This window comes from Geodermatophilus sabuli, from assembly GCF_900215145.1.
GTDB classification, from domain to species: Bacteria; Actinomycetota; Actinomycetes; order Mycobacteriales; family Geodermatophilaceae; genus Geodermatophilus; species Geodermatophilus sabuli.
This window is the reverse complement of the sequence record NZ_OBDO01000008.1, coordinates 138,106-160,849: the sequence shown is the minus strand read 5'-3', so window position 1 is coordinate 160,849 and position 22,744 is coordinate 138,106. Positions and strand designations below refer to the sequence as shown.

The 22,744-nt window shown below is 73.6% G+C and carries 22 protein-coding genes; 18 read left to right on the top strand and 4 right to left on the bottom strand.

What is annotated here, in order from left to right:
• Positions 1-168: 168 nt before the first annotated feature.
• The 11 genes from CRP39_RS17900 (at position 169) to CRP39_RS17850 (ending at position 10,701) form a co-directional block, all read left to right on the top strand.
• Positions 169-1,113, top strand: a complete 945-nt coding sequence (locus CRP39_RS17900; RefSeq protein WP_216359795.1) for a PaaX family transcriptional regulator — start codon at positions 169-171, stop codon at positions 1,111-1,113.
• Positions 1,114-1,288: 175 nt separating this feature from the next.
• Positions 1,289-2,200 carry an SDR family NAD(P)-dependent oxidoreductase gene (locus tag CRP39_RS17895; protein WP_097207734.1) on the top strand — a complete coding sequence of 304 codons (912 nt, stop codon included), beginning with the start codon at positions 1,289-1,291 and terminating at the stop codon, positions 2,198-2,200.
• A gap of 5 nt (positions 2,201-2,205) precedes the next feature.
• The gene (locus CRP39_RS17890) at positions 2,206-3,087 is read left to right on the top strand and encodes an amidohydrolase family protein (RefSeq protein ID WP_097207859.1); all 882 of its coding nucleotides are present in this window, start codon (positions 2,206-2,208) and stop codon (positions 3,085-3,087) included.
• The gene (locus tag CRP39_RS17885) at positions 3,084-4,697 is read left to right on the top strand and encodes an AMP-binding protein (protein WP_097207733.1); all 1,614 of its coding nucleotides are present in this window, start codon (positions 3,084-3,086) and stop codon (positions 4,695-4,697) included. The genes CRP39_RS17890 and CRP39_RS17885 overlap by 4 nt, the downstream gene beginning before the upstream one ends.
• Positions 4,698-4,724: 27 nt before the next feature.
• Complete coding sequence (locus tag CRP39_RS17880; RefSeq protein WP_097207732.1) at positions 4,725-5,189, top strand: MaoC family dehydratase; 465 nt, start codon at positions 4,725-4,727, stop codon at positions 5,187-5,189.
• Positions 5,189-5,863 (top strand): RraA family protein, encoded by a 675-nt coding sequence (locus CRP39_RS17875; protein ID WP_097207731.1) that lies wholly within the window; start codon positions 5,189-5,191, stop codon positions 5,861-5,863. The genes CRP39_RS17880 and CRP39_RS17875 overlap by 1 nt, the downstream gene beginning before the upstream one ends.
• Before the next feature lie 24 nt (positions 5,864-5,887).
• Positions 5,888-6,550 (top strand): RraA family protein, encoded by a 663-nt coding sequence (locus CRP39_RS17870; protein WP_097207730.1) that lies wholly within the window; start codon positions 5,888-5,890, stop codon positions 6,548-6,550.
• Complete coding sequence (locus CRP39_RS17865; RefSeq protein WP_097207729.1) at positions 6,547-7,188, top strand: RraA family protein; 642 nt, start codon at positions 6,547-6,549, stop codon at positions 7,186-7,188. The genes CRP39_RS17870 and CRP39_RS17865 overlap by 4 nt, the downstream gene beginning before the upstream one ends.
• Entirely contained in the window at positions 7,185-7,583 is a 399-nt protein-coding gene (locus CRP39_RS17860; RefSeq protein ID WP_216359794.1) for a RidA family protein, read from the top strand. Before CRP39_RS17865 ends, CRP39_RS17860 begins: the two co-directional genes overlap by 4 nt.
• On the top strand, positions 7,580-8,593 hold the full coding sequence (locus tag CRP39_RS17855; protein WP_097207728.1) for an amidohydrolase family protein: 1,014 nt from the start codon (positions 7,580-7,582) through the stop codon (positions 8,591-8,593). Before CRP39_RS17860 ends, CRP39_RS17855 begins: the two co-directional genes overlap by 4 nt.
• On the top strand, positions 8,590-10,701 hold the full coding sequence (locus tag CRP39_RS17850) for an acyl-CoA dehydrogenase family protein (protein WP_097207727.1): 2,112 nt from the start codon (positions 8,590-8,592) through the stop codon (positions 10,699-10,701). Before CRP39_RS17855 ends, CRP39_RS17850 begins: the two co-directional genes overlap by 4 nt.
• Positions 10,702-10,765: 64 nt before the next feature.
• On the opposite strand, the gene CRP39_RS17845 is transcribed toward CRP39_RS17850, so the two are convergent.
• From CRP39_RS17845 to CRP39_RS17830, 4 genes are all read right to left on the bottom strand, one after another.
• Complete coding sequence (locus tag CRP39_RS17845; RefSeq protein WP_097207726.1) at positions 10,766-12,355, bottom strand: FAD-dependent monooxygenase; 1,590 nt, start codon at positions 12,353-12,355, stop codon at positions 10,766-10,768.
• A gap of 3 nt (positions 12,356-12,358) precedes the next feature.
• Complete coding sequence (locus CRP39_RS17840) at positions 12,359-13,330, bottom strand: ABC transporter substrate-binding protein (RefSeq protein WP_097207725.1); 972 nt, start codon at positions 13,328-13,330, stop codon at positions 12,359-12,361.
• A gap of 202 nt (positions 13,331-13,532) precedes the next feature.
• Complete coding sequence (locus CRP39_RS17835) at positions 13,533-14,246, bottom strand: SDR family NAD(P)-dependent oxidoreductase (protein WP_216359793.1); 714 nt, start codon at positions 14,244-14,246, stop codon at positions 13,533-13,535.
• A complete protein-coding gene (locus tag CRP39_RS17830; RefSeq protein WP_097207723.1) occupies positions 14,243-15,436 on the bottom strand; it encodes a cytochrome P450 in 1,194 nt (397 codons plus the stop codon). The genes CRP39_RS17835 and CRP39_RS17830 overlap by 4 nt, the downstream gene beginning before the upstream one ends.
• A 388-nt stretch (positions 15,437-15,824) precedes the next feature.
• On the opposite strand from CRP39_RS17830, the gene CRP39_RS17825 reads away from it, so the two are divergent.
• The 7 genes from CRP39_RS17825 (at position 15,825) to CRP39_RS17795 (ending at position 22,723) form a co-directional block, all read left to right on the top strand.
• Entirely contained in the window at positions 15,825-16,502 is a 678-nt protein-coding gene (locus CRP39_RS17825; protein ID WP_097207722.1) for a nuclear transport factor 2 family protein, read from the top strand.
• 100 nt (positions 16,503-16,602) lie between these two features.
• Positions 16,603-17,589 carry a DODA-type extradiol aromatic ring-opening family dioxygenase gene (locus CRP39_RS17820; protein ID WP_097207721.1) on the top strand — a complete coding sequence of 329 codons (987 nt, stop codon included), beginning with the start codon at positions 16,603-16,605 and terminating at the stop codon, positions 17,587-17,589.
• A 4-nt stretch (positions 17,590-17,593) separates the two neighbouring features.
• Positions 17,594-18,430, top strand: a complete 837-nt coding sequence (locus tag CRP39_RS17815; RefSeq protein ID WP_097207720.1) for an ABC transporter ATP-binding protein — start codon at positions 17,594-17,596, stop codon at positions 18,428-18,430.
• The gene (locus tag CRP39_RS17810) at positions 18,423-19,139 is read left to right on the top strand and encodes an ABC transporter ATP-binding protein (protein WP_097207719.1); all 717 of its coding nucleotides are present in this window, start codon (positions 18,423-18,425) and stop codon (positions 19,137-19,139) included. Before CRP39_RS17815 ends, CRP39_RS17810 begins: the two co-directional genes overlap by 8 nt.
• Positions 19,140-19,152: 13 nt before the next feature.
• Positions 19,153-20,079, top strand: coding sequence for a branched-chain amino acid ABC transporter permease (locus CRP39_RS17805; RefSeq protein WP_172442504.1), 927 nt, complete (start codon positions 19,153-19,155; stop codon positions 20,077-20,079).
• Positions 20,079-21,389: a branched-chain amino acid ABC transporter permease gene (locus CRP39_RS17800; protein ID WP_143426692.1), complete on the top strand. Its 1,311-nt coding sequence runs from the start codon at positions 20,079-20,081 to the stop codon at positions 21,387-21,389. Before CRP39_RS17805 ends, CRP39_RS17800 begins: the two co-directional genes overlap by 1 nt.
• Complete coding sequence (locus tag CRP39_RS17795; protein ID WP_097207716.1) at positions 21,386-22,723, top strand: ABC transporter substrate-binding protein; 1,338 nt, start codon at positions 21,386-21,388, stop codon at positions 22,721-22,723. The genes CRP39_RS17800 and CRP39_RS17795 overlap by 4 nt, the downstream gene beginning before the upstream one ends.
• Positions 22,724-22,744: the final 21 nt, after the last annotated feature.

Sequence of the window (22,744 nt, the reverse complement as noted above, 5' to 3'; positions counted from 1 at the left end):
GAGGTGGGAGGTGGCCTGCCACCCTGCGGAAAGCGGGGTTGCCGCAGGCGTCGCCGCTCCTTCCGCGTCGATCGTCCCGCAACGGCAGGAGTGCACGATGAGGAGCGCGTCCGCACCGGCGCCGTGGAGCCCGGCGTCGTGCCGTCCGCACCCGGGGGGTCCGGCGTCGTGACCACCGTCGCGCACACCCCGTCCGGCGACGGCGGCCTGTCGCCCGATGACCTGGCACCGGACGAGCTCGCCCCCGACGCCGGCGAGGGCCTGCCGGCGGTGGGGGGCGGCGACCCGCTGGCCCCCGCCCCCGTGCGCCCGCAGACGCACGTCCTCATGTTCTGCGGCGTCCACCTCGAGAAGCCCGGGCTCGCCGTCCCGACCCCCGGCCTCATCGACGCCCTCGCCCGCGTGGGTGTCGGTGAGCACGCGGCACGGTCGACGGTCAGCCGCATGCTGCGCCGCGGCACGCTCGAGCGACACCGGCGAGGCAAGCGGATCTTCCTGTCGCCGACGCCGCGGGCCCGCGCCGAGCTGGCCGAGGGCGGCGAGCGGGCGTGGCGGTCGCCGGTCAACCGGACGTGGGACGGGCAGTGGACGCTGCTCGGGTTCTCCCTCCCGGAGAGTCGCCGCGCCGACCGCCACCTGCTGCGCTCCCGCCTGCAGTGGGCCGGGTTCGGCATGCTGCAGAACGGTCTGTGGGTCGCGCCGCGCGAGGTCGACGTGGAGGCGCTGGTGCGCAAGCTCGACGTCCTGGACCACCTCAAGGTGTTCCGCGCGTCGGTCGCCGCGCCGAGTCAGGTGCCCGACCTCATCGACGACGCCTGGGACGTCGCGACCATCGCCCGCGGCTACGAGCAGTTCCTCGCCCGGTGGGACCGGCCCGACCCCCTGCCCGACGCGCCCGACGACCTCGCCCGCCAGCTGTGGCTGCTGAGCGAGTGGACGCTGCTGGGCCGACACGACCCGGGGTTGCCGGTGGAGTACCTGCCGGCGGACTGGCCGGCGGTCCGTGCCGAGCACGTGGCATTGCGGCTGCGCACCCGCTACGACAGGGGCGCGGCGGCCATCGCCGTCGGGCTGGTGGAGCACCTCGGCGGCACCGAGGCCGACCGCGGCTGAGCGCCGCCGAGGGGGCGCCGGCGCCCCCCGGGCCACCCCGGGACGCCTTCCATCTCCTGCGACTGCGCGTTGACGTCCGCCACGAAAGTGAATAACTTGCCGGAGGCGGCAGGTACCGGGTGCGTGCCGCTCCGTACCCCGTGCGCCACCGTGCCACGCTCTCGAGAGGACTCCCATGCAGCTGAACGGCAAGGTCGCCGTTGTCACCGGGGCCGGTCGCGGCCTCGGCCAGGCCTACGCCAAGGCGCTCGCCGCGGCCGGCGCCGCCGTCGTGGTCAACGACCTCGACGTCGAGCTCGCCGAGGAGACGGTCCGGGCCATCCAGGACGCCGGCGGCTCCGCCGTCGCCGAGGGCTCGGCCATCGGCTCCACCGAGGCGGCCGACGCGCTCGTGGCCAAGGCGGTCGAGGAGTTCGGCCGGCTGGACGTCATGGTCACCAACGCCGGCGTCCTGCGGGACCGCACGCTGCTGAAGATGGCCGACGAGGACTTCGACCTCGTCGTCGAGACCCACCTGCGCGGCACCTTCACCTGTGGCCGGGCCGCCGGCAAGCAGTTCAAGGAGCAGGGCGGCAACGGCCGGCTCATCCTGATCGGCTCGCCGGCCGGCCAGCGCGCCAGCTTCGGCCAGACCGGCTACACCGCCTCCAAGGCCGGCATCGTCGGCCTGGTCCGCACCTGGGCCGCCGAGCTGGAGCGCAGCGGCACCACGGTCAACGCCGTCATCCCCGTCGCCCTGACCCGCATGGTCGCCACCATCCCCGGCATGGCCGAGCTGGTGGAGATGGCCGACCGCGGCGAGCAGCTGCCCGCCGACGTCCGGGCCAGCGGCCTGGGCACCCCCGACGACGTCGCCGGGCTCGTGGTCTTCCTCGCCTCCGACGAGGCCGCCGGGGTCACCGGGCAGGCCATCAGCGCCGGCGGCGACCGGATCGCGATCTGGTCGCACCCGACCGAGGTCGCCGTCGAGGTCCGCGAGGGCGGCTGGAGCGCCGACGCACTCGCCGAGGCGTTCCCGACCACCTTCGCGCCGCGCCTGCAGCCGTTCAAGCCGGACACCGTCCCCGGCCAGCCCGAGGGGAAGTGACCGGCATGGGGATCGACCTCGACGCGATCGTCGCCATCGACGTGCACACCCACGTGCACAAGTCGGTGAAGGGCACCGCGTACACCGCGGACGCCGAGGACATGGGCGAGTACTTCGGCATCGGCAAGATGCCGCAGTACTCGGTGCCGGAGGTGGCCGAGTACTACCGCGAGCGCAGGATGGCCGCGGTCGTCTTCGGCGTGGACAGCGTCTCGCAGACCGGCGAGGACCCGGTGCCCACCAACGAGGAGGTCGCCGAGCTCGCCGCCGAGCACAGCGACGTCCTCATCCCGTTCGGCAGCATCGACCCCGCCCGCGGCGCGGCCGGCGTCCGCGCGGCCCGGAAGCTGGTCACCGAGTACGGGGTGAAGGGCTTCAAGTTCCACCCGAACACCCAGGCGTTCTTCCCGAACGACCGGTCGGCGTACCCGCTCTACGAGGTCATCGCCGAGCACAACCTGGTGGCGCTGTTCCACACCGGCCAGACCGGGGTGGGCGCCGGCCAGCGCGCCGGCGGCGGCATCCGGTTGAAGTACTCCAACCCGATGCACGTCGACGACGTCGCCGTCGACTTCCCGGACATGAAGATCATCCTGGCGCACCCGTCCTTCCCGTGGCAGGACGAGGCGCTGTCGGTGGCGACCCACAAGCCGCAGGTCTACATCGACCTGTCGGGCTGGTCGCCGAAGTACTTCCCGCCGCAGCTGGTGCAGTACGCCAACTCGCTGCTGAAGAACAAGGTGCTCTTCGGCTCCGACTTCCCCGTCATCACGCCCGAGCGGTGGATGAAGGACTTCGACTCGATCTCCATCAAGGACGAGGTCCGGCCGAAGATCATGAAGGAGAACGCGGCTCGGTTGTTCGGACTCACCGGGAACGGGGCGTGAACGAGAGCTTCGCGACCGTCCTGGAGACGGTGGGAGACCTCCGGCGCGACCGGCTGGCGGTCAGCCACGGTGACCGGAGCCGCACCTGGGCCGAGCTGGACGAGCGCGCCGCCCGGCTCGCCGGGCACCTCGCCGCGCAGGGCATCGGCCCGGAGTCGCGGGTGGCGGTGGCGCTCTACAACGGCATCGAGTACCTGGAGAGCGTCTACGCGATCCTGAAGCTGCGCGCGGTGCCGCTGAACGTCAACTACCGGTACCGCCGCGACGAGATCGTCTCGCTGCTCGAAGACGCGCAGGCCGAGGCCGTCGTCTTCGACGCCTCCCTGGCCGAGCGCTTCGGCGAGGCCCTCCCGGCGCTGCCGCGGCTGCGCACCCTGGTGCAGGTCGGCGGCCCGGACGACGTCCCCGCGTGGGCCGCCGACTACGAGCAGGCGCTGGCTAGCACCGAGCCGGCGCCGCGCATCGAGCGCGGCAACGACCACTGGCTGATGTACACCGGCGGCACCACCGGCAGGCCCAAGGGCGTGCTGTCCCGGCACTCCGGGCTGTTCGCCACGTGCAGCGCCAACGGGCTGCTGCTGCTCGGGCAGTCGCTCCCGCAGACGCTCGAGGAGCTGCGGGCCACGCTGGAGCGGCTCGGTCTCGACCGGGACGCGATGGTGTGCCTGCCGGCGCCGCCGCTGATGCACGCGACCGGCATGTACACGACCTTCGGCGCCCTGCTGGCCGGCGGTCGGGTGGTCTATCTCCCGTCGAAGTCCTACGACCCCGACGAGCTCGCGGCCACGGTGCAGCGGGAGCAGGTGGACACCGTGTCGATCGTCGGCGACGTCTTCGCCCGGCCGCTGGCCGACGCGCTCGACGCCGCGGAGGCGGCCGGCCGTCCGTACGACCTGTCGAGCCTGCGCCTGATGATCAGCGTCGGCGTCACCTGGAGCGCCGACGTCAAGCAGCGGCTCCTCCGGCACGCCGACATGGTGTGCCGGGACCTCGTCGCCTCCTCGGAGGGCGGCCCGTACGCCGTCCAGGAGACCCGCCGGGGCGACCCGGCCGAGACCGCGCGCTTCCAGCTCTTCCCGGGCGCGCAGGTGGTCGACGACACCGGCCGGCCGATCCCGCCCGGCTCCGGTGAGATCGGGATGCTGGCCGCCCCGGTCGACGAGCACATCGCCTACCAGGGCGACGCCGAGGCGACCGCGGCGACCTTCCGCGAGTTCGGCGGGAAGCGGTGGGTCGTCCCCGGCGACATGGCCAGCATCGAGGCCGACGGCACCGTGGTCTTCCACGGCCGCGGCAGCCGGGTGATCAACACCGGCGGCGAGAAGGTCTACGCCGAGGAGGTCGAGCAGGTCCTGCTCACCCACCCGGCCGTCCGGGACGCCATGGTCGTCGGCGCCCCCGACCAGCGATGGGGGTCCCGGATCGTCGCCGTCGTCGCGCTGCGACCCGGCGCGCAGCTCACCGACCAGGAGGCGCGGTCCTACGTCGGCGAGCGGCTGGCCGACCACAAGCGCCCCCGCGAACTGGTCGTCGTCGACGAGCTCAAGCGCAGCCCGTCCGGCAAGGCCGACCTGTCCTGGGCTCGGCGCCTGGCCGAGTCCACCCAGTAGCAGTCCCCACCCAGCGAGGAGATCCCCATGACCACCCCCATCACCGCTGACGGCGTCGAGGGCGTCAAGAGCCTGGTCGGCCAGGAGGTCGGCCCCACCGACTGGGTCGAGGTCACCCAGGAGATGGTCAACCTCTTCGCCGACGCCACCGGTGACCACCAGTGGATCCACGTCGACGTCGAGCGCGCCAAGAAGGAGAGCCCCTTCGGCGGTCCGATCGCCCACGGCTTCCTCACCCTGTCGCTGATCCCGCGCTTCCTGCCGCAGCTGTACAGCTTCACCGGCTTCACCATGGGCGTGAACTACGGCCTGGAGAAGGTGCGCTTCCCCTCCCCGGTGCCGGTGGGCGCCAAGCTGCGCGCCAAGGCCGTCATCGACGAGGTCACCGACATCAAGGGCGGCATCCAGGTGCTGACCACGGTGACCTTCGAGGTCGAGGGCTCGCCGAAGCCCGCCTGCGTGGCGGCCAGCGTCGTGCGGCAGCTGGTCTGATGAGCGGCTCGCCGGCCGGGCCGGCCTCGCTGCTGGCCCGGCTGGCGGCCCTCGACACCTGCGCGCTGTCCGACGCCCTCGACGGCTACGGGCGCGCGGGGGTCCTCTCCGGGGTGCGGCCGCTGTGGCCGGTGCCCCGGGTGGTCGTCGGCCGGGTCCGCACGCTGCGGGTCGGCCCCAGGGAGCCCGGCTCCGGGCCCACGGTGCACCTGGGCACCCGGCTGATCGAGACCGCCGAGCCCGGGGATGTCGTCCTCGTCGACGCCGGCGGCCGCACCGACGTCTCCTCCTGGGGCGGCATCCTCAGCACCGCCGCCACCCAGGCGGGGATCACCGGCATCGTCATCGACGGCGCCTGCCGCGACATCGGGGAGAGCGAGCAGCTCGGCCTGCCCGTGTTCGGCCGGGCGGTCGTCCCCACCAGTGCCCGCGGTCGCATCGTGCAGCTCGGCATGGACGAGGAGATCACCGTCTGCGGCGTCCCGGCGCGCACCGGCGACCTGCTCGTCGCCGACGTCTGCGGGGCCGTGGTGGTCCCGGCCGACCTCGCCGAGCAGGTGGTCGAGCTCGCCGAGCGGATCGCCGCCCGCGAGCGGGACATGGTCGCCGCGGTGCGCTCCGGGCGCTCCGTCGTCGACGTCATGCACGACTCGCAGTTCCCCAGCCCCCACTGACCCGCCCCAGGAGCGCCCCACCCCATGAGCGAGCTGCTGCCCGCCTCCGAGTTCGCCGGGCTGCCCACCGCGGCGCTGTCCGACGCGATGGACCGCCTGGCCCTACCCGCCGCCTGCCAGGGCGTGAAGCCCCTCGCGGCCGGGCAGCGGCTGCTCGGCCGCGCGTTCACCGTCCGGTACGTGGCCACCGGTCGACCGCCGGGCACGGTCGGCGACTTCATCGACGACGTCCCGCCCGGCGACGTCGTGGTGATCGACAACGGCGGCCGCGAGGACTGCACCGTGTGGGGCGACATCCTCACCGCCGTCGCCTCCTCCCGCGGCGTGGCTGGCACGGTGATCGACGGCGTCTGCCGCGACGTGCACCGTGCCCGCGACATCGGTTACCCGGTCTACAGCCGCGGCTGGTTCATGCGCACCGGCAAGGACCGCGTGACCGTCTCCGACGTCGGGACGCCGGTCAGCGTGGCCGGCATCCGCGTGCGCGCCGGGGACCTGCTGGTCGGCGACGACGACGGCGTCGTGGTCGTCCCGGTCGAGTACGAGCAGGAGGTGCTCGCCATCGCCCGGGAGATCGAGGAGCGGGAGGGCGCCATCCTCGCCGCCGCGCTGTCCGGCAGCAGCCTGCGCGACGCTCGGGCGGCGCAGGGCTACCACGAGCTGCAGCGCGCGGGCGAGGGCCGGTGAGCGGCTGGAGCGCGGAGCTGGTCACCCGCGCCGCGCACCTGGGCGCGTCCACCGTGCACGAGGCCGCTGGCCGCATCGGCGCGCTGCCCTCGTCGATCAGCGCCCTGTACCGCGAGCAGCCCCCGATCGCCGGCCCGGCCGTGACGGTCCTGTGCCCCGACGGGGACAACCTCTGGCTGCACCGCGCCATCTACACCGCGGCCCCCGGCGACGTGCTGGTCGTCGAGGTCGGCACGGGGGAGGACTTCGGCTACTGGGGCGAGGTCATGGCGACCGCCGCCCAGGCGCGTGGCATCGCCGGCCTGGTGATCAGTGGCTGCGTCCGGGACGCGGTGCAGATGCAGGGGCTCGGCTTCCCGGTGTGGAGCACCGGCACCTGCATCCGCGGCACGGTGAAGGACCCGCTGCGCCCCGGCGCGATCGGCGGCCGGCTGCGGCTGGGCGACGTCCTGGTCGCACCCGGTGACCTCGTCGTCGCCGACGCCGACGGCGTGGTCGTCGTCCCCGCGGACGCCGCCGAGGCGGCCGTCGCGGCCGGCGAGGCGCGCGAGCGCAAGGAGGCCGGCGTGATGGAGCAGCTGCGCGCCGGCGCGACGACGCTGGAGCTGTTCGGCCTGCCCTCGGGAGTGGACCGGTGAGCGGACGACGGTCGATCGAGGTCGAGGGCCTGCACCACGGCGGCGTCCCGATCCCCATGGCGAGCCGGGTGGGGCCGCTGCTGGTCTCCAGCAGCATCCTCGGCCAGGACCCGGACACCGGGGAGCTGCCCGACGACGTCGCCGCCCAGGTGGCGCTGGTCTTCGCCAACGTGCGCCGCGTGCTGGAGGCCGGCGGTGCGCGGACCGACCACGTCGCCAAGCTGACCTTCCACGTGCGCGACCGCTCGGCGCGCGCCGCCATCGACGAGCACTGGCTCGCCATGTTCCCCGACCCGGCCGACCGACCGGCGCGGCACACCGTCCCCGGCGACCTGCCGCCGGCCTTCCACGTGCAGTGCGAGGTCATCGCCTACGTGACCGAGGAGATCCCGTGATCATCGACGCCCACGCCCACGTCGTCGCGCCCGAGGTGTTCTACGCCTACCGGGCCCAGCTGCTCGGCAGCGGCGGCTACCACCAGGACCCGCCGAAGACCACCGACGAGGCCCTCGCCGCGTCGGCGGCCGGCAACGTGGCGATCATGGACGGCGTCGGCACCGACGTGCAGTTCATCTCGCCGCGGCCCTTCCAGCAGATGCACTCGGCCAAGCCGGCCGAGATCGTGCACCGCTGGATCCGCGCCAACAACGACGTCATCGCCCGCTCGGTGGCGCTGCACCCCGACCGGCTGGCCGGGGTGGCCGGCCTGCCGCTGTGCGCCGGGGCGCCGGTGGAGTCCGTCTTCGACGAGCTGACCCGTGCCGTGGAGGACCTCGGCTTCATCGGGGTGAGCCTCAACCCGGACCCGTACGAGGGGACCGGCGGGCACACCCCGACCCTCGGCGACGAGTTCTGGTACCCGCTGTGGGAGAAGCTGGTCGAGCTCGACGTCCCGGCGCTGATCCACTCCGCGGGCTGCTACAACGGCCGCGAGGTCTACAGCGACCACTTCATCACCGAGGAGTCGATCGCCGTCCTCTCCCTGATGCGCTCCCGCACGCTCCTCGACTTCCCCGACCTGAAGATCATCGTCGGGCACGGCGGCGGGTCCATCCCGTACCAGATCGGCCGCTGGCAGTCCGCGCGTCTGGCGCCGGGGCTCGGCAAGGACGTCCTCGAGGAGCGGTTCGAGGTCTCCCTGCGGCGGCTGTGGTTCGACACCGTGCTCTACAACAAGGCGTCGCTGGCCTACCTGTTCGCCACCGTCGGCCCCGACCGCTGCCTGTTCGGCACCGAGCGGCCGGGCAGCGGCTCGGTGACCGACCCGGCCACCGGGCGGCCCTTCGACGACCTGAAGCCGGTCATCGAGGAGATCGACACGCTGACCGACGAGGACCGCACGGCCGTCTTCGAGCAGAACGCGCGGACGGTGTTCAGCCGCTGGAAGGGACCGCAGGGGGCATGACGGCGCTGGCCGTCGAGGAGCTCGCCGACCTGCGGGCCACGGTCGCCGGCGCGCTGCAGGCGGCCTGGGACGCCCCGCAGGTCGCGGGGCGCCCGGACGCCGGGGACGCCGCGCTGCGGGCCGCCTGGGAGGTCGCCGTCCGGCAGGGCTGGACCGAGCTGGGCGGCGAGGGGGCGCTCGACGCGCTGCTCGCGGTCACCGGTGAGCTCGGCCGGCTGGCCTGCCCGCTGCCCCTGGGCGACGTCTACGTCGCCACCCGGCTGCTGGACGGCCGGCTCGCGGCCGACGTCGCCGAGGGCCGGGTCCGCCCGGTGGTCGCGGCGGCCGAGTCGGCGGCGGGGACCGTCCGGTTCGTCGAGGCGGCCGCGGCCGCCACGCACGTCCTGCTCCTCCCCGCGGGGGACGGCGAGGCCCGGCTGGTGCCGATCGCCGCGGTCCGCCCCACCGGGGGGACGCCGGCGCCGGCCTGGTCCGACGTCGACCTGGCCGCCGGGGGCGGGGTGGTCGTGCCGGTCACCGCCGCGCACGCCGAGGAGGCCCGCGCGGTGCTGCGGCTCGCGCTGGCCACCCGCGCGTACGGCGCGGCCGGGCGGGCGGCGGAGCTGGCTCTGGCGCACGCGAGCCTGCGGCAGCAGTTCGGCAAGCCGATCGGCTCCTTCCAGGCGGTGTCGCACCGGTGTGTCGACGGCGCGATCGACGTCGCCGCCTTCGTCGCGCTGGCCGAGGAGGCGGCGCGGCTGGGTGTGGCGGGCGACCCCTCGTGGCTGCTGGCCGCCGAGCTCGCCGTCGCGCACGCCGCGGCCACCGCGGCCCGCGTGCAGTTCGGTGCCCACCACACCCTCGCCGCGATCGGCTACTTCGAGGAGCACGAGGCGCCCTGGCTGTTCCGCCGGGTCCACGCCGACGTCACCCGGCTCGCCGTCCTCCCGCCTCCCGCCGGGGAGCCGGCGGACGTCCTGCTGGAGACCGGGGCCGGGCTGCCGGCCCTGGACCTGGGTGAGCAGGCCGAGGCCGCCCGCGCCGAGGTGCGGGCCTTCCTCGCCGAGCGGGTGCCCGACGGGCTGACGGGGGAGGACCCGGCGCTGCTGGACCTGCTGGCCGACGCCGGCTACCTGGCCCCCGGCCTGCCCCGGGAGTTCGGCGGCCGCGCGGCCGGCCCGGCCGAGCAGGTGGCGATCGGCGAGGAGCTCACCCACGCCGGCCTGGCGCGGGGCGCGCGCGTGGCCGCGGCGATGCTCGGCCCGTCCATCGCCGCGCACGGGACGCCGGAGCAGAAGCAGCAGTTCCTGCCGCTGATCAGCCGCGGCCGGATGCCGTTCTACCTCGGCTACTCCGAGCCCGAGATCGGCTCCGACCTCGCCCACCTGCGCACCACCGCGCGCCGGGACGGCGACGACTGGGTCGTCAACGGTCAGAAGATGTGGGGGACCGGCGCCCACCGGGCCGAGTGGATCTGGCTGGCCGCGCGCACCGACCCCGAGGCGCGGGCCCACGCCGGGATCACCGTGTTCTGCTTCCCGGTCGGGCTGCCCGGCTGGAGCATCCAGGAGCACCGCTCGCTGGGCGGGGAGATCTCCTGCTCGTCGTTCTTCGACGACGTGCGGGTGCCGGACTCGGCCCGGGTCGGCGAGCCGGGCGGGGGCTGGCGGGTGCTCACCGAGGCGCTGGCGCACGAGCGGATCCACATCGCCTCGGGGACGGCCCGGCTGCTGCGGCTGTTCGACGACCTGCTCGGCGCCCTCCGGGCCGACCCCGCCGCGGCGGGGTCGCGGGGGTCGGCGGCCCGGGCCACCCTGACCGGGCTGGCCGTGCGGCTGCAGGCGGCGCGGGCGCTGGTGGCGTCCAGCACCCGCCGGGCGCTGCAGGCCGGCAGCGACCCCGCGGCCGCCGCCATGGCCAAGATCATCGGCAGCGAGCTCGAGGAGGACCTCGGCGAGGCCGTGCTCCGGCTGCTGGGCCCGGCCGCCGCGCTGGCCGACGGCCCGAACGCCGGGGCGCCGCAGACGTTCGAGGAGTCGCTGCGGCTGTCGATCATGATGGTCGTCTCCGGCGGGACCAACGACATCCAGCGGAACCTGGTGGCCCGCGCCCTCGGCCTGCCCCGCTGACCGGCCCCGGAGCGGCAGAAATGGCCATTTCTGCCCCTCCGGGTGCCGCGTCCCTCGCGGGGCGTCAGGCGGCGGAGTGCCCCGTGACGGTGGCGAGGAGCGCGTCGGCGTCGTCGCAGCGGTCCCCGGCCCAGGCGACGTACTGGTCGGGGCGGACCAGCACCAGGTCGGCGCCGTAGGCGGCACGGACGGCGTCGTCGACGTCCACGACCCGCAGCGGGACCGAGGCACGGGCCGCGGCCGCCACCAGCTCCTCGCCCGCCGTCCCGGAGCGGAGCAGGACGAACCCGCCGCCGGTCAGCTCGTCGAACAGGTCGACGCCGGTGCCCTCCGGCTGGGCCGCCAGGTGGTGCCCGGCCCGGGCCCGCGCCTCGTGCCGGCCGGAGGCGCTCGGGGTCCCCGACCCGCCGCCGGCGACCACGGGGGAGCCCTCGTAGTGCGGCTCGTACGCGTCGACCTCCGCGGGCGCGCCCGTCGCCCGCGCCGTCCAGGCGGCCTCGAAGCCGGGCCGGTCGGTGCCGGGGTCGTGGGAGGCGAGGAACTCCCGGTCGACCTCGATGGACCGGGCGATGAAGTCGTCGCGGGTCGAGGCGAAGACCGGCCGGCGCTCGGCGTCGTAGGAGTCCAGCAGGCCGTCGCCCGCCCACCCCTCGACGACGGCGCCCAGCTTCCAGGCGAGGTTCGCGGCGTCCTCGAACCCGGTGTTGATGCCGTAGCCGCCGTAGGGCGGGTGGCTGTGCGCGGCGTCGCCGGCGACGAACACGCGACCCGCCCGGTACCGGTCGGCGAGCGCGAACCGCATGTCCCAGAAGCCGACGTGCTGCACCTCGACGTCGAACTCCGTGCCGACCGTGCGCCACACCAGCGGCCGGAAGTCGGTGGAGGGCACGGCGGTGTCGTGGTCGACCGGCGCGTGGAAGAACCAGGTGTCCCGGGCGTCGACGCGCCCGAGGAACTGCCAGTAGCCCTCCAGCTCGGGGTTCAGCACGTTGAAGTACGACGTGCCGGGGAACCGCTCGAGCAGGTCGTGCAGCTGCGCCGACCGGAAGACCAGCAGCACCATCAGCTGCTCGTGGTCGGTGCGGGTCTGGGGGATGCCGGCGGCCTCGCGGACCCCCGACCGGCTGCCGTCGCAGCCGACGACGTACCGGGCGTCGACCTCGAGCACCTCGCCGGACGCGTCACGGGCGCTGACCCGGGCGCCCCGGTCGTCCTGGGTCACCTCCTCGGCTCGGGCGCCGTAGTGGACCGACACCGTCGGCAGCTCCGCGACGCGGGCCCGCAGCGCCCGCTCGGTGGCGTACTGCGGGAGACGCTCGTTGTCGGCGGCGTAGAACCGGCGCACGGCGGCGCGGCGGTGCCACTCGTAGGAGTACTCCCCGAGCAGCGAGCCGTAGGCGGTGATGCCCCCGATGGCCTGGCCCGCGGGGATCAGGCGGCCGGCGCGGACGCGCTCCTCGACGCCCCAGGCCCGCATGTGCTCCATCGTCCGCTGGGTGAGGTTCTGCCCCTTGGGCACCGGCTGCGGCTCGGGGCGGCGCTCGAGGACGACGCACCGGACGCCCCGCTGCCCCAGCGCGATCGCCAGCCCCGTCCCGACCGGCCCGCCGCCGACGACGGCGACCTGTGTCTCGATCCGACGTGTGCTCGTCACCGGTCAGCCGACCACGATCTCGTCGAGGTCGACCGGTTCCTCGACCAAGGCGTAGTCGACCATCAGGTCCTGGATCAGCTCCAGCGACTCCCGGTCGGTGCCGCCCTGCCACAGGTTGATCCGCACGTCCGCGGCCAGCTCGGGATCGAGGTCACCGAGTTCGGGGAGTGCGGCGCGGAAGGCCTCCGGGTCGGCCGCGATGTCGTCCGCGGTGGCCTGCACCCCCTCCAGGAACGCCTCGGCCACCTCCGGCCGCTCCTGCACCGCCTGCGCGCTCATCACGTAGGTGCCGATCTGCAGCCCCGGCTTGAGGTCGCTGTACGGGCGCCCGATGATCTTCAAGCCCTGCTGCTCGGCGGCGGTGACGAACGGCTCGATGATCATCGCGCCCGCCACGTCCCCGTTGGCGACGGCCGCGGCCATGTCGGGGAACGGCAGCTCGACGAACTCGACGCTGTCGTAGGCCAGCCCGGCCTCCTCCAGCATCGAGCCGAGCACGATGTCGTTGATGTTGCGCAGGGTGTTGACCGCGACCCGCTGACCCTGCAGGTCGGCGATGCCGGTCGCCGGGCTGTCGGCGGGGACCATGAGCGCCGAGAAGTCCTGGTCCGGGTCCTCCGAGGTGCTGGTGCCTCCGGCCACCATCCGCAACGGCAGGCCCTGCGCGGCGCCGATGAGGACCGAGACCACGTTCGAGCCGGCGACGTCGAGGTCGCCGCCCACCAGCTGCGGGATGACCGTGGCGCCACCGGTCGAGGCGGAGATGTCCAGGTCGAGGCCGGCGTCCTCGAAGTGGCCCTGTTCCTGGCCGTAGGTCAGGAAGTACAGCGGGGCGCCGGCGGTGTCGGCGACCGTGATCGGGGTCAGACCGCCCTCCTCGGTGCCTGCGGGGGCGGCGTCGTCGCCGCCCCCGCAGGAGGCGACGAGCAGGGCGACGCCGGTGAGGGCGGCGGTGGTGCGGAACGGGTGGGGCATCGGACGCGGGTCTCCTCTCGGCGGCCGTGGCGGACGACGGTGGAACCGTCACCACGAGCCGACCCCGACGGTAGCGAACGTCCCGCCCGCTGACTCGCTCAAGGGCGACGATTCCGCCATGCCGAACGCCGGTGCCCACCGCGTGACGACGGAGGGCCACGGCGGGAGCGGACTCCCACCGTGGCCCTCGGGGCGGTACGGCTCAGTGCAGGTAGCCGCCGCCGTCGCAGACGATGGTCTGGCCGGTGACCATGCGGGCATCGGGCCCGCAGAGGAACGACACCAGCCCGGCGAGGTCCTCCGGCTGGACCCGCCGCCGGATGGCTTGCTGGGCCATCGTGCGGTCGAAGTCCTCCTCGGAGTTGTACTGCTCGGTCCCCGGGGTGGCGACCTGCCCGGGCATGACGGCGTTGACGGTGACGCCGTGCGGTCCGAGCTCCTGGGCCAGCACCCGGGTCATGCCGAGGACGGCGCCCTTGCTCGCCACGTAGGCCAGCTGGCCGGGGCTGCCGGTGAAGAAGGTCCGCGAGGCGACGTTGACCACGCAGCCGCGGTCGCCGGCCACCAGGTACGGGTGCGCCGCCTGGGTGGCCAGCGCGTACCCGACGGCGTTGACCGTCAGGTACCGCAGCAGCTCCTCCTTGCCCGACTCCAGGTACGGGCGGCGGGGCGAGATCAGCCCGGCGTTGTTCACCAGGACGTCGATGCCGTCGCCGGCGTCGGCCACCTCGGTCATCGCGGCCTGCAGCTGGTCGGGCTCGGTCACGTCGCAGCGGATCCAGTCCGTCGTCGCGGCGTCGTCCGGCTCCACGACGTCGAGCACGGTGACCCGGTGCCCGTCGGCCCGCAGCCGCTCGGCCAGGGCCCGGCCGATGCCACGTGCGCCGCCGGTGACGACCGCGGTCGTGGCCCTCACCACGTCAGGCGCAGCGGCAGGGCCTGCGGCCCGCGGTTGACGAAGCTCGGCAGGTAGTCGATGGCGTCCGCGCCGACGGCCAGCTCGAAGCGGGAGATGCTGCCGAGCAGCGTCTCCAGGGCCACCTTGCTCTCCAGGCGGGCCAGGATGTTGCCCAGGCAGGAGTGCACGCCCTTGCCGAAGGCCAGGTGTGCCGACGGGGCGCGGCGGGCGAGGTCCAGCTCGTCGGGCCGCTCGACCAGCGCGGCGTCCCGGTTGCCCGAGCCGTACATGACCTGCACCCGCGAGCCGGCCGGGATCGGCACCCCGCCGACCTCGGTGTCGCGGGTGGTGATGCGGAACAGGCCCTGGATCGGCGACTCCAGGCGCAGCGACTCCTCGATGAAGTACGACAGCCGGCTGGGGTCGGCGCGCAGCCGGTCGGCCAGCTCCGGGTCACGGGCCAGCAGCACCATGCTGTTGCCGATGTGGTCGGTGGTGGTCACGTTGCCGGCGATCAGCAACTCCATGACGAACCGCGTGGAGTCGTGGCGGGGGAGCCCGGCGGTGCGCTCGGCGGCGGCGATGGTGTGCAGGATCGTGTCCTCCTGCTCGGCGGCCGCGGCGGCCTCCAGCGAGGGGGCCAGCAGCGCGGCGAACTCCTCGGCGATGCGCACGATGTCGGCCGGGTCGGCGGCGTGGTTGCCGACGGTGGCGGCCAGCTCCTCCGACAGCCGGCGGAACGAGGCGGTCTCCTCGCCCGGGACGCCGAGCACGGTGGTGATCACCGCGATGGGCAGCGGGACGGCGAACTCCTCCATGAACTCGACCTCGGTGCGCCCGCGCATCGCCTCCACCAGCTCGGTGCACAGCTCCCGGATGCGCGGCTCGAACCGCGCCAACCGGCTCGGGGTGAACGCGCGCTGCACGAGCTTGCGGCGCTCGGAGTGGTCCGGCTCGTCGGACAGCAGCAGGAACGGCACCCGCTTGGCCATCTCGCTGTCCGGCGGGATGGGCGGGGCGCCGATGGCGTTGAGCGAGGAGAACGTGCCGTGGTCCCGGAGCACGGCCTCGATGTCCTCGGCGCGGGTCACCAGGTAGGCGTTCGCCGCCTTGACGAAGGTGACCCCCGTGTCGCGCAACTCGGCGTAGGCGGGGAACGGGCACCGCAGCGCCTCCGGCTCCAGCTTCGCGGCGGCGTCGATGAGCATGCGCGTTCCCCTTCCTCGGCCGGGCCCCGGTGCCCAGCGGCCTGGTTCGGGCCCGGGTTCGAGCCCGGTGCCGGCCCGCGGGTGCGCCGACGGCGCACAGCCCAGCGGGCGGACCGGATGGAGGCTGGCACCGCGGTCGCCTCTCGTCAAGGAAGCGCATCAGATCGCCGTCGTCACCCGATCGGGTGGCACGCTCCGGTGTCTCGACTCGCTGACCTGGGCAAACGGCCCAAGAGGTGCTCGCACCGGATGGTCACGGTGCGGTCTCGGTCTTGCGCCTGACGGAAACGTTTGTCGAATCGTTGACGGTGACCAGCGTCACGCATACGTTGCCGCTTGCCCCTGCCGTGTCCGGCGGGTGCGGCAGAGGACGACGCGGAGGAGCGAGATGACTGACCAGGTGGCCGCCCTCGAGGCGCGGATCGCGGAACTGGAGAACCGGGTCACCCGGGCCGAGGACATCGAGGCGATCCGGCGGCTGCAGTACACGTACGGCTACTACCTCGACAAGACCTACTACGAGGAGGTCGTCGAGCTCTTCGCCGACGAGGGCGCCGAGGTGCGCTTCCTGCACGGCGTGTTCCGCGGCAAGGAGGGGGTCGCGCGCCTCTACACCGGCCGCTTCATGACGAAGTTCGCCGAGGGGCACAACGGCCCGCGCTACGGCCGGCTGCTCGACCACCCGCAGATGCAGGGGATCATCACGCTCTCCGAGGACGGCCAGTCGGCCGGGGCCCGGTTCCGCTCGGTCATGCAGGCCGGCACCCACGAGACCGTCCCCGGCTTCCGCCAGTGGTTCGAGGGCGGCATCTACGAGAACGAGTACGTCAAGCAGGACGGCCAGTGGCGGATCAAGCTGCTCAACATGCGGTCGTTCTGGCAGGGCGACTTCGACAAGGGCTGGGCGCGCTGCCCCGTCGAGTACGAGGGCTACCTCAGCGAGACCTATCCCGCCGACCCGCACGGCCCCGACGAGATCGTCCGCGACTGGAAGATGTTCCCGTACACCGAGACGATGCCGTTCCACTACGAGCACCCGGTGACCGGCAAGCAGGTCGAGTACTGATCTCCGCCCGGCCGGCCGCCTCCCGAGGCGGCCGGCCGGCGCGTGCCCGGAACCACTCCACCCGGCGCCGCCGGGTCCCTCGGACAACCAAGGAGCACTGATGGCCACCATCGTCGGGGCGATCGGCACCTCGCACAGCCCGATGCTGCTCACCAACCCGCGCCTGTGGCGGGAGCGGGCGGCGCAGGACCGCACCAACAAGGAGCTCCACGACAACGCCGGCCGGCACGTCACCTTCGACGAGCTGTCGGCCGCGGTGGGGGAGCGGTACGTCGCCGAGCTCACCGACGACGTGTGGGAGCAGCGCTACACCGCCTGCCTGCAGGGCATGGACCGGCTGGCCGCCGACCTCGCGGAGCTGCGGCCCGACGTGCTCGTGGTCGTCGGCGACGACCAGGAGGAGGTCTTCGACGCGACCAACCAGCCGTCCATGGCGATCTTCTGGGGAGACACCTGGGAGACCGGCACGATGGAGGGCGCGCCTCCCGGGGAGTTCTTCGAGGCGGTCAAGACCGGCTACGCGATGGACGCCGTCCACAAGTTCGACGGACACCCGCAGCTGGCCCTCGACGCCATCCGCGGCCTGGTGGCCCGCGAGTTCGACGTCGCCAGCATCGCCGCCACCCCGCCCGGCCACGGCTTCGGCCACGCCTACGGGTTCATCATCCAGCGGCTGCTGGGTGAGCGGACCGACGTCCCGGTCGTGCCGGTCATGCTGAACACCTACTACCCGCCGAACCAACCCTCGACGAAGCGCTGTTTCGACTTCGGCAGGGCGCTCGGTGCCGCCATCGAGGCGTCGCCGGTCGAGGCGCGGGTGGTGCTCGTGGCCTCCGGCGGGCTGTCGCACTTCGTCGTCGACGAGGAGCTGGACCGGCGCGTCCTCGACGGCATCGCCAACCGCGACGCCGAGTCGCTGCGCACCATCCCCGACGACCTGCTCAACGCCGGCTCCTCGGAGATCCGCAACTGGGTCGCCGTCGCCGGCGCCATGCACGACCGCGAGGTCGCGTGGTCGGAGTACGCCCCGTGCTACCGCACGGCGGCGGGCACCGGCTGCGGCATGGGCTTCCTCCGGTGGCAGTGACGCGATGACCGGTGCGACCACCGCCGCGGCGGCGCAGCGGCACGGCGAGGACGACGTGCCGCTGCTGCGGGTCGAGGACGTCAGCGTCCGCTTCGGCGGCGTGGTCGCCCTCGACGGCCTCTCCTTCGACGTCCCCCGCGGCGCCGTCTGCGGGCTGATCGGCCCCAACGGCGCCGGCAAGACGACGATGTTCAACGTCGTCAGCCGCGTCTACGAGGCCAGCAGCGGGCGGGTGCTGCTCGACGGCACCGACCTGCTGCGGCTGCCGGCCCACCGCATCGCGGAGGTGGGCGTGGCGCGCACGTTCCAGAACATCGCGCTGTTCCCGACCATGACGGTGCTCGACAACATCGTCGTCGGCGCGCACTCGCGGGGCCGGGGCGGCTGGATCCGGTCCGCCCTGCGGCTCGGCGCCCGGCGCGACGACTCCGCGGCGCGCGCGGAGGCGATGGGGCTGCTCGAGCGGCTCGACCTCGCCTCCCTCGCGCTGCGGCCGGTGGCCGGGCTGCCCTTCGGCACGATGAAGCGGATCGAGCTGGCCCGGGCCATGGCGGCCCGCCCCAAGCTGCTGCTGCTCGACGAGCCGGCCAACGGCCTCACCCACTCCGAGGTCGACGAGCTCGGTGCGGTGATCCGCGGCCTGCGTGACGACTTCGGGCTGTCGGTGCTGCTGGTCGAGCACCACATGAAGATGGTGATGAGCATCAGCGACCGGGTCACCGTCCTGGACTTCGGACGGCGGATCGCCGACGGCACCCCCGCCGAGGTGCAGCGGGACCCCGCGGTCATCGAGGCCTACCTGGGCAGCGACACCTCCACCGGGGAGGGGCACCGTGACTGAGCCGCTGCTGCAGTTGTCCGGCGTGCACGCCTCCTACGGCCAGGTGGAGGTCCTCCGGGGCGTCGACCTGAGCGTCGGCGAGGGCGAGGTCGTCGTCCTGCTCGGCGCCAACGGCGCGGGCAAGACCACCACGCTGCGTTCCATCTGCGGGATGGTCGGCACCCGCGGCTCGGTCCGCCTCGGCGGCACCGAGCTCACCGGGAAGCCGACCGAGTGGATCGTCCGGCAGGGTATCTCGCACGTGCCCCAGGGCCGCGGCGTCTTCGGCGTCCTGTCGGTCGAGGAGAACCTGCGCGTCGGAGCCTGGAACCGCAAGGACACCAAGGGCATCGACGCCGACATCGACCGCTGGTACGACGTCTTCCCCCGGCTCGCCGAGCGGCGCACCCAGCTGGCCGGCGGGATGAGCGGCGGCGAGCAGCAGATGCTCGCCATCGCCCGCGGGCTGATGGCCCGCCCCCGGCTGCTGCTGCTGGACGAGCCGTCCCTGGGCCTGGCCCAGATCATCACGCGCGGGCTGTTCGCCCAGCTCGAGGCCATCAACCGCGAGCAGTCGACGTCGATGCTCATCGTCGAGCAGAACGCCGAGCTCGCGCTCTCCTTCGCCGCCCGCGGCTACGTCCTGGAGTCCGGGTCGATCGTGCTGTCCGGCAGCGCCGACGAGGTCCGCGGCAACGAGGACATGCGCCGCGCCTACCTGGGCTACTGAGGGGATCCCCGACGTGTCACCCAACATCGACAACCCCGCCTACCTGCTCACCCTGCTCACCGGCGGGCTGACCAACGGCGCCCTCTACGCGCTCGTGGCCCTGGCGATCGTGCTGGTCTACAAGACGACCAGCCACATCAACCTGGCCCAGGGCGAGATGGCCACCCTCGGCGCGTTCGCGGTCTTCGCGCTGACCCGGCACGGCGTGAACGTGTGGCTGGCCATCGCCATCGCGCTGGTGCTCTCCTTCGCCGTCGGCGCCGGGCTGGAGCGGGGGCTGATCCGGCCGCTGGAGCGGCGGGGCATCTTCCCCGTCATCCTCGCGACGCTCGCGCTGTTCCTCATCATCAACGCCGGCGTGGCCATCATCTGGGGCACGTCCCCGGTGGCCCCGCCGCGGCCGTTCCCCGGCGGCATCGAGGACAAGGTCGACGTGATCGGCGGGGCCCCGCCGTTCTTCGTCACCCACGTCTCGATCGGCGTCCTCGCCGTGCTGGTCGTGCTCCTGCTGGGCCTGTGGCTGCTGCTGGAGAAGACCAAGCTCGGCCTGGGCTACCGGGCGGTCGCGGCCAACCGCGAGGCCGCCGAGGTCATGGGCATCCCGGTCGGGCGGATGTACATGTTCGGCTGGGGCATCGCCGCGGCCCTGGGCACCCTCGCGGCCGCCCTGGTCGCCGAGACCGCGGGCGCGCTCGACTTCAACTCGATGGGCGCCATCCTCATCTTCGGCCTGGCCGCGGCCACCCTCGGCGGGTTCGACAGCGTCCCGGGTGCCGCCGTCGGCGGGCTCGTGCTGGGCCTGGTGATGGCGTTCGTGCCGGGCCTGTTCACCGTCATCGAGGGCGACCTGAGCCTGGTCATCGCCCTGCTGGTGGTCCTCGTCGTCCTCCTGGTCCGGCCGCAGGGCCTGTTCGGGACCAAGACCCTGGAGCGGGTGTGATGGCCGCGCGTGTCGTCCTGGAGGGCTCGCGGGCTCACCGGCTCTGGCAGGGCAGCGGTCTGCTGCTGGCCGCGCTGGTGGTCCTGGCCCTGCCGCTGTTCGTCAGCGACTTCCGGATCGGCCAGTTCAGCCTGGTCATCGCCTACGCGGTCGCGGTGCTGGGACTGAACCTGGTCACCGGCTTCACCGGCCAGGTCTCGCTGGGCCACGGCGCCTTCTTCGGCATCGGCGCCTACACCACGGCCATCCTGGTGACCGACCACGGCTGGGCCTGGGCGGCGACGGTGCCGGTGGCCGCGCTCCTCGGCCTGGCGCTGGGCTTCATCGTGGGCGTGCCGGCGTTGCGGCTGCACGGGCTCTACCTCGCCGTCATCACCCTGGCCGTCGGCGTCGCCTTCCCGGTGGTGGTCAGCCAGCCGGTCGGCATCGCGCTGGGCACCGGCGGCGTCGCAGGCAAGACGGTGCAGATCGGCTGGGACAAGCCGGCCTGGTTCGGTCTGGACGTCTCCGACCGCGGCTGGATGTTCCTGGTCATGGCCGCCGTCGCCGGGCTGCTGTTCTGGCTGGCCACCGGGCTGGTCCGGAGCCGGGTCGGCCGGGCGATGGTGGCGCTGCGGGACAACGGCACCGCCGCGGCCATCTCCGGGGTCTGGCCGGCCGAGGTCAAGACGGTGGCGTTCGCCATCAGCGCGCTCTACGGCGCGGTCGGCGGCTCGCTGTACCTGCTGACCACGCCGATCGTCAGCCCGACGACGGTCGGGTTCACCATCACGCTGCTGTTCATCACCGCGATGGTGCTCGGCGGTGCGGCGACGGTCTCCGGCGCCTGGCTGGGCGGCCTGGCGATGGTGTTCCTGCCGTACTACACCGCCGAGTGGGCCGGGCAGATCCCGCTGCTGCGCAGCATCACCGACCAGCCAGGGCTGTTCGCCAACGTGATCTACGGCGTGGTCCTCATCGTCTTCATCTACTTCGTCCCGGCCGGGCTGGTGCCGCTGCTGACCCGGCTGCGCACCCGGTACCTGGTCATCGTGCCGCCGGAGGCGGCGGGTGTCGCGGTGCCGCCGGAGGCGGCGGGTGTCGCGGTGCCGCCGGAGGCGGCCGGTGTCGCGGTGCCGGCGGCGGACTGGGCGTCGTCCGGCAGCGACACCACGCCGGGCGCGCCCGACGGAGGACTGGCCGGCCCCACCCCGGCCATCGGCGGGCCCCTGTCGCCCGTCGGCGAGCACCACCCGTCCGACGACCCCGGGCAGCCTGCCCGGGGCCTGCCCTCAGCCCGTGGCGCGAGCCAGGAGGAGAGAACTCGATGACGAGAAGGTCCCGTTCGATGGCGGTGGCCAGTGCCGGCCTGCTGCTGCTCGGCGTCGCCGCCTGTGGTGACAGCCGCAGCGAGGGCAACGCCGGGGGTGGCGGCGGCGGGGAGACCAACGCCGCGGGCCAGTTCGTCGTGGACGCCTCCGCCTGCCCGGCGGAGGCCACGACCGAGCTCGCCGACGGCGAGCCGATCCGCATCGGCACCAGCCAGCCGCTCAGCGGCCCGCTGGCCTCCGGGGGCGCGGCGAACGTCGCCGGCATCACCGCCTACTTCGACAAGGTCAACAAGGCCGGCGGCATCGACGGCCACCAGCTGGAGCTGGTGGCCAAGGACGACGCCTACGACGCCGCCCGCGCGGTGTCCAACGCGCAGGCCTTCGTCGGCGCGGACCAGGTGTTCGCCAACCTGGCCCAGGTCGGCACCCCGCAGATCAGCGCGACCCAGCCGATCTACGAGGGCGCCTGCGTGCCGCAGCTGTGGACCATCACCACGGGCCCGGCGTTCACCAACCCGTCCGAGCACGAGTGGACGATCAACGGCATCCCGCCGGCGCCGGTGGAGGCCAAGGCGATCGTCGACTACATCGCCGAGCAGGTGCCCGGTGGCTCGGTCACCGAGATCAAGGGCTCCGACGCGCTGAGCGAGGACTTCCACGCCGCGCTGCCGGGCCTGGCCGAGGAGGCGGGGCTGACCGTGCAGCCCGACCAGACGATCCCGGCCGGCGCGACGAACATCGACGCGCAGATCTCCGCCGCCGTCGCGGGGCAGCCCGACGCGATCGTGCTGGAGGCCCTGCCGAACTACGCGCCCGGCTTCATCACCGGCCTGGCGCGGGCCGGCTACGAGGGCCTGATCGTGCTCAACTCCTCGGCGAACGGTGCCGCGCAGTGGATCACGCCGTCCGACCCGGCCGGCGAGGGCGTCGTCGCGCCGCTGTTCCGCAAGGACCCGTCGGACACCCGCTGGGACTCCGACCCGGCCATGCAGCAGTACCTGGCCGACATGGAGGCCGCCGGCGAGGCGGACCTCGCCCGGTTCGGCAACGCCCTGGACGGCTACGGCTGGGCCCAGCTGATCGTGCAGAACCTCGAGGACGCCGCGGCGATGGAGGGCGGGCTGACCCGCGCCAACCTGATGTCGGCGGCCTGGAACACCGACCTCGAGCGGCCGCTGATGCTCAACCCGCAGGCCAGCACCAGTGGCCCCGACGACCCGTTCATCGCCGAGTCCGGTGAGATGGCCGCCTACTCGACGGCGACCAAGGGCTGGGAGTCGCAGATGGAGTGGGACTACTCCGGGACCAGCGGGGAGATCGTCGGTCAGCGCTGACCGACCACCCCTGATGGGGCC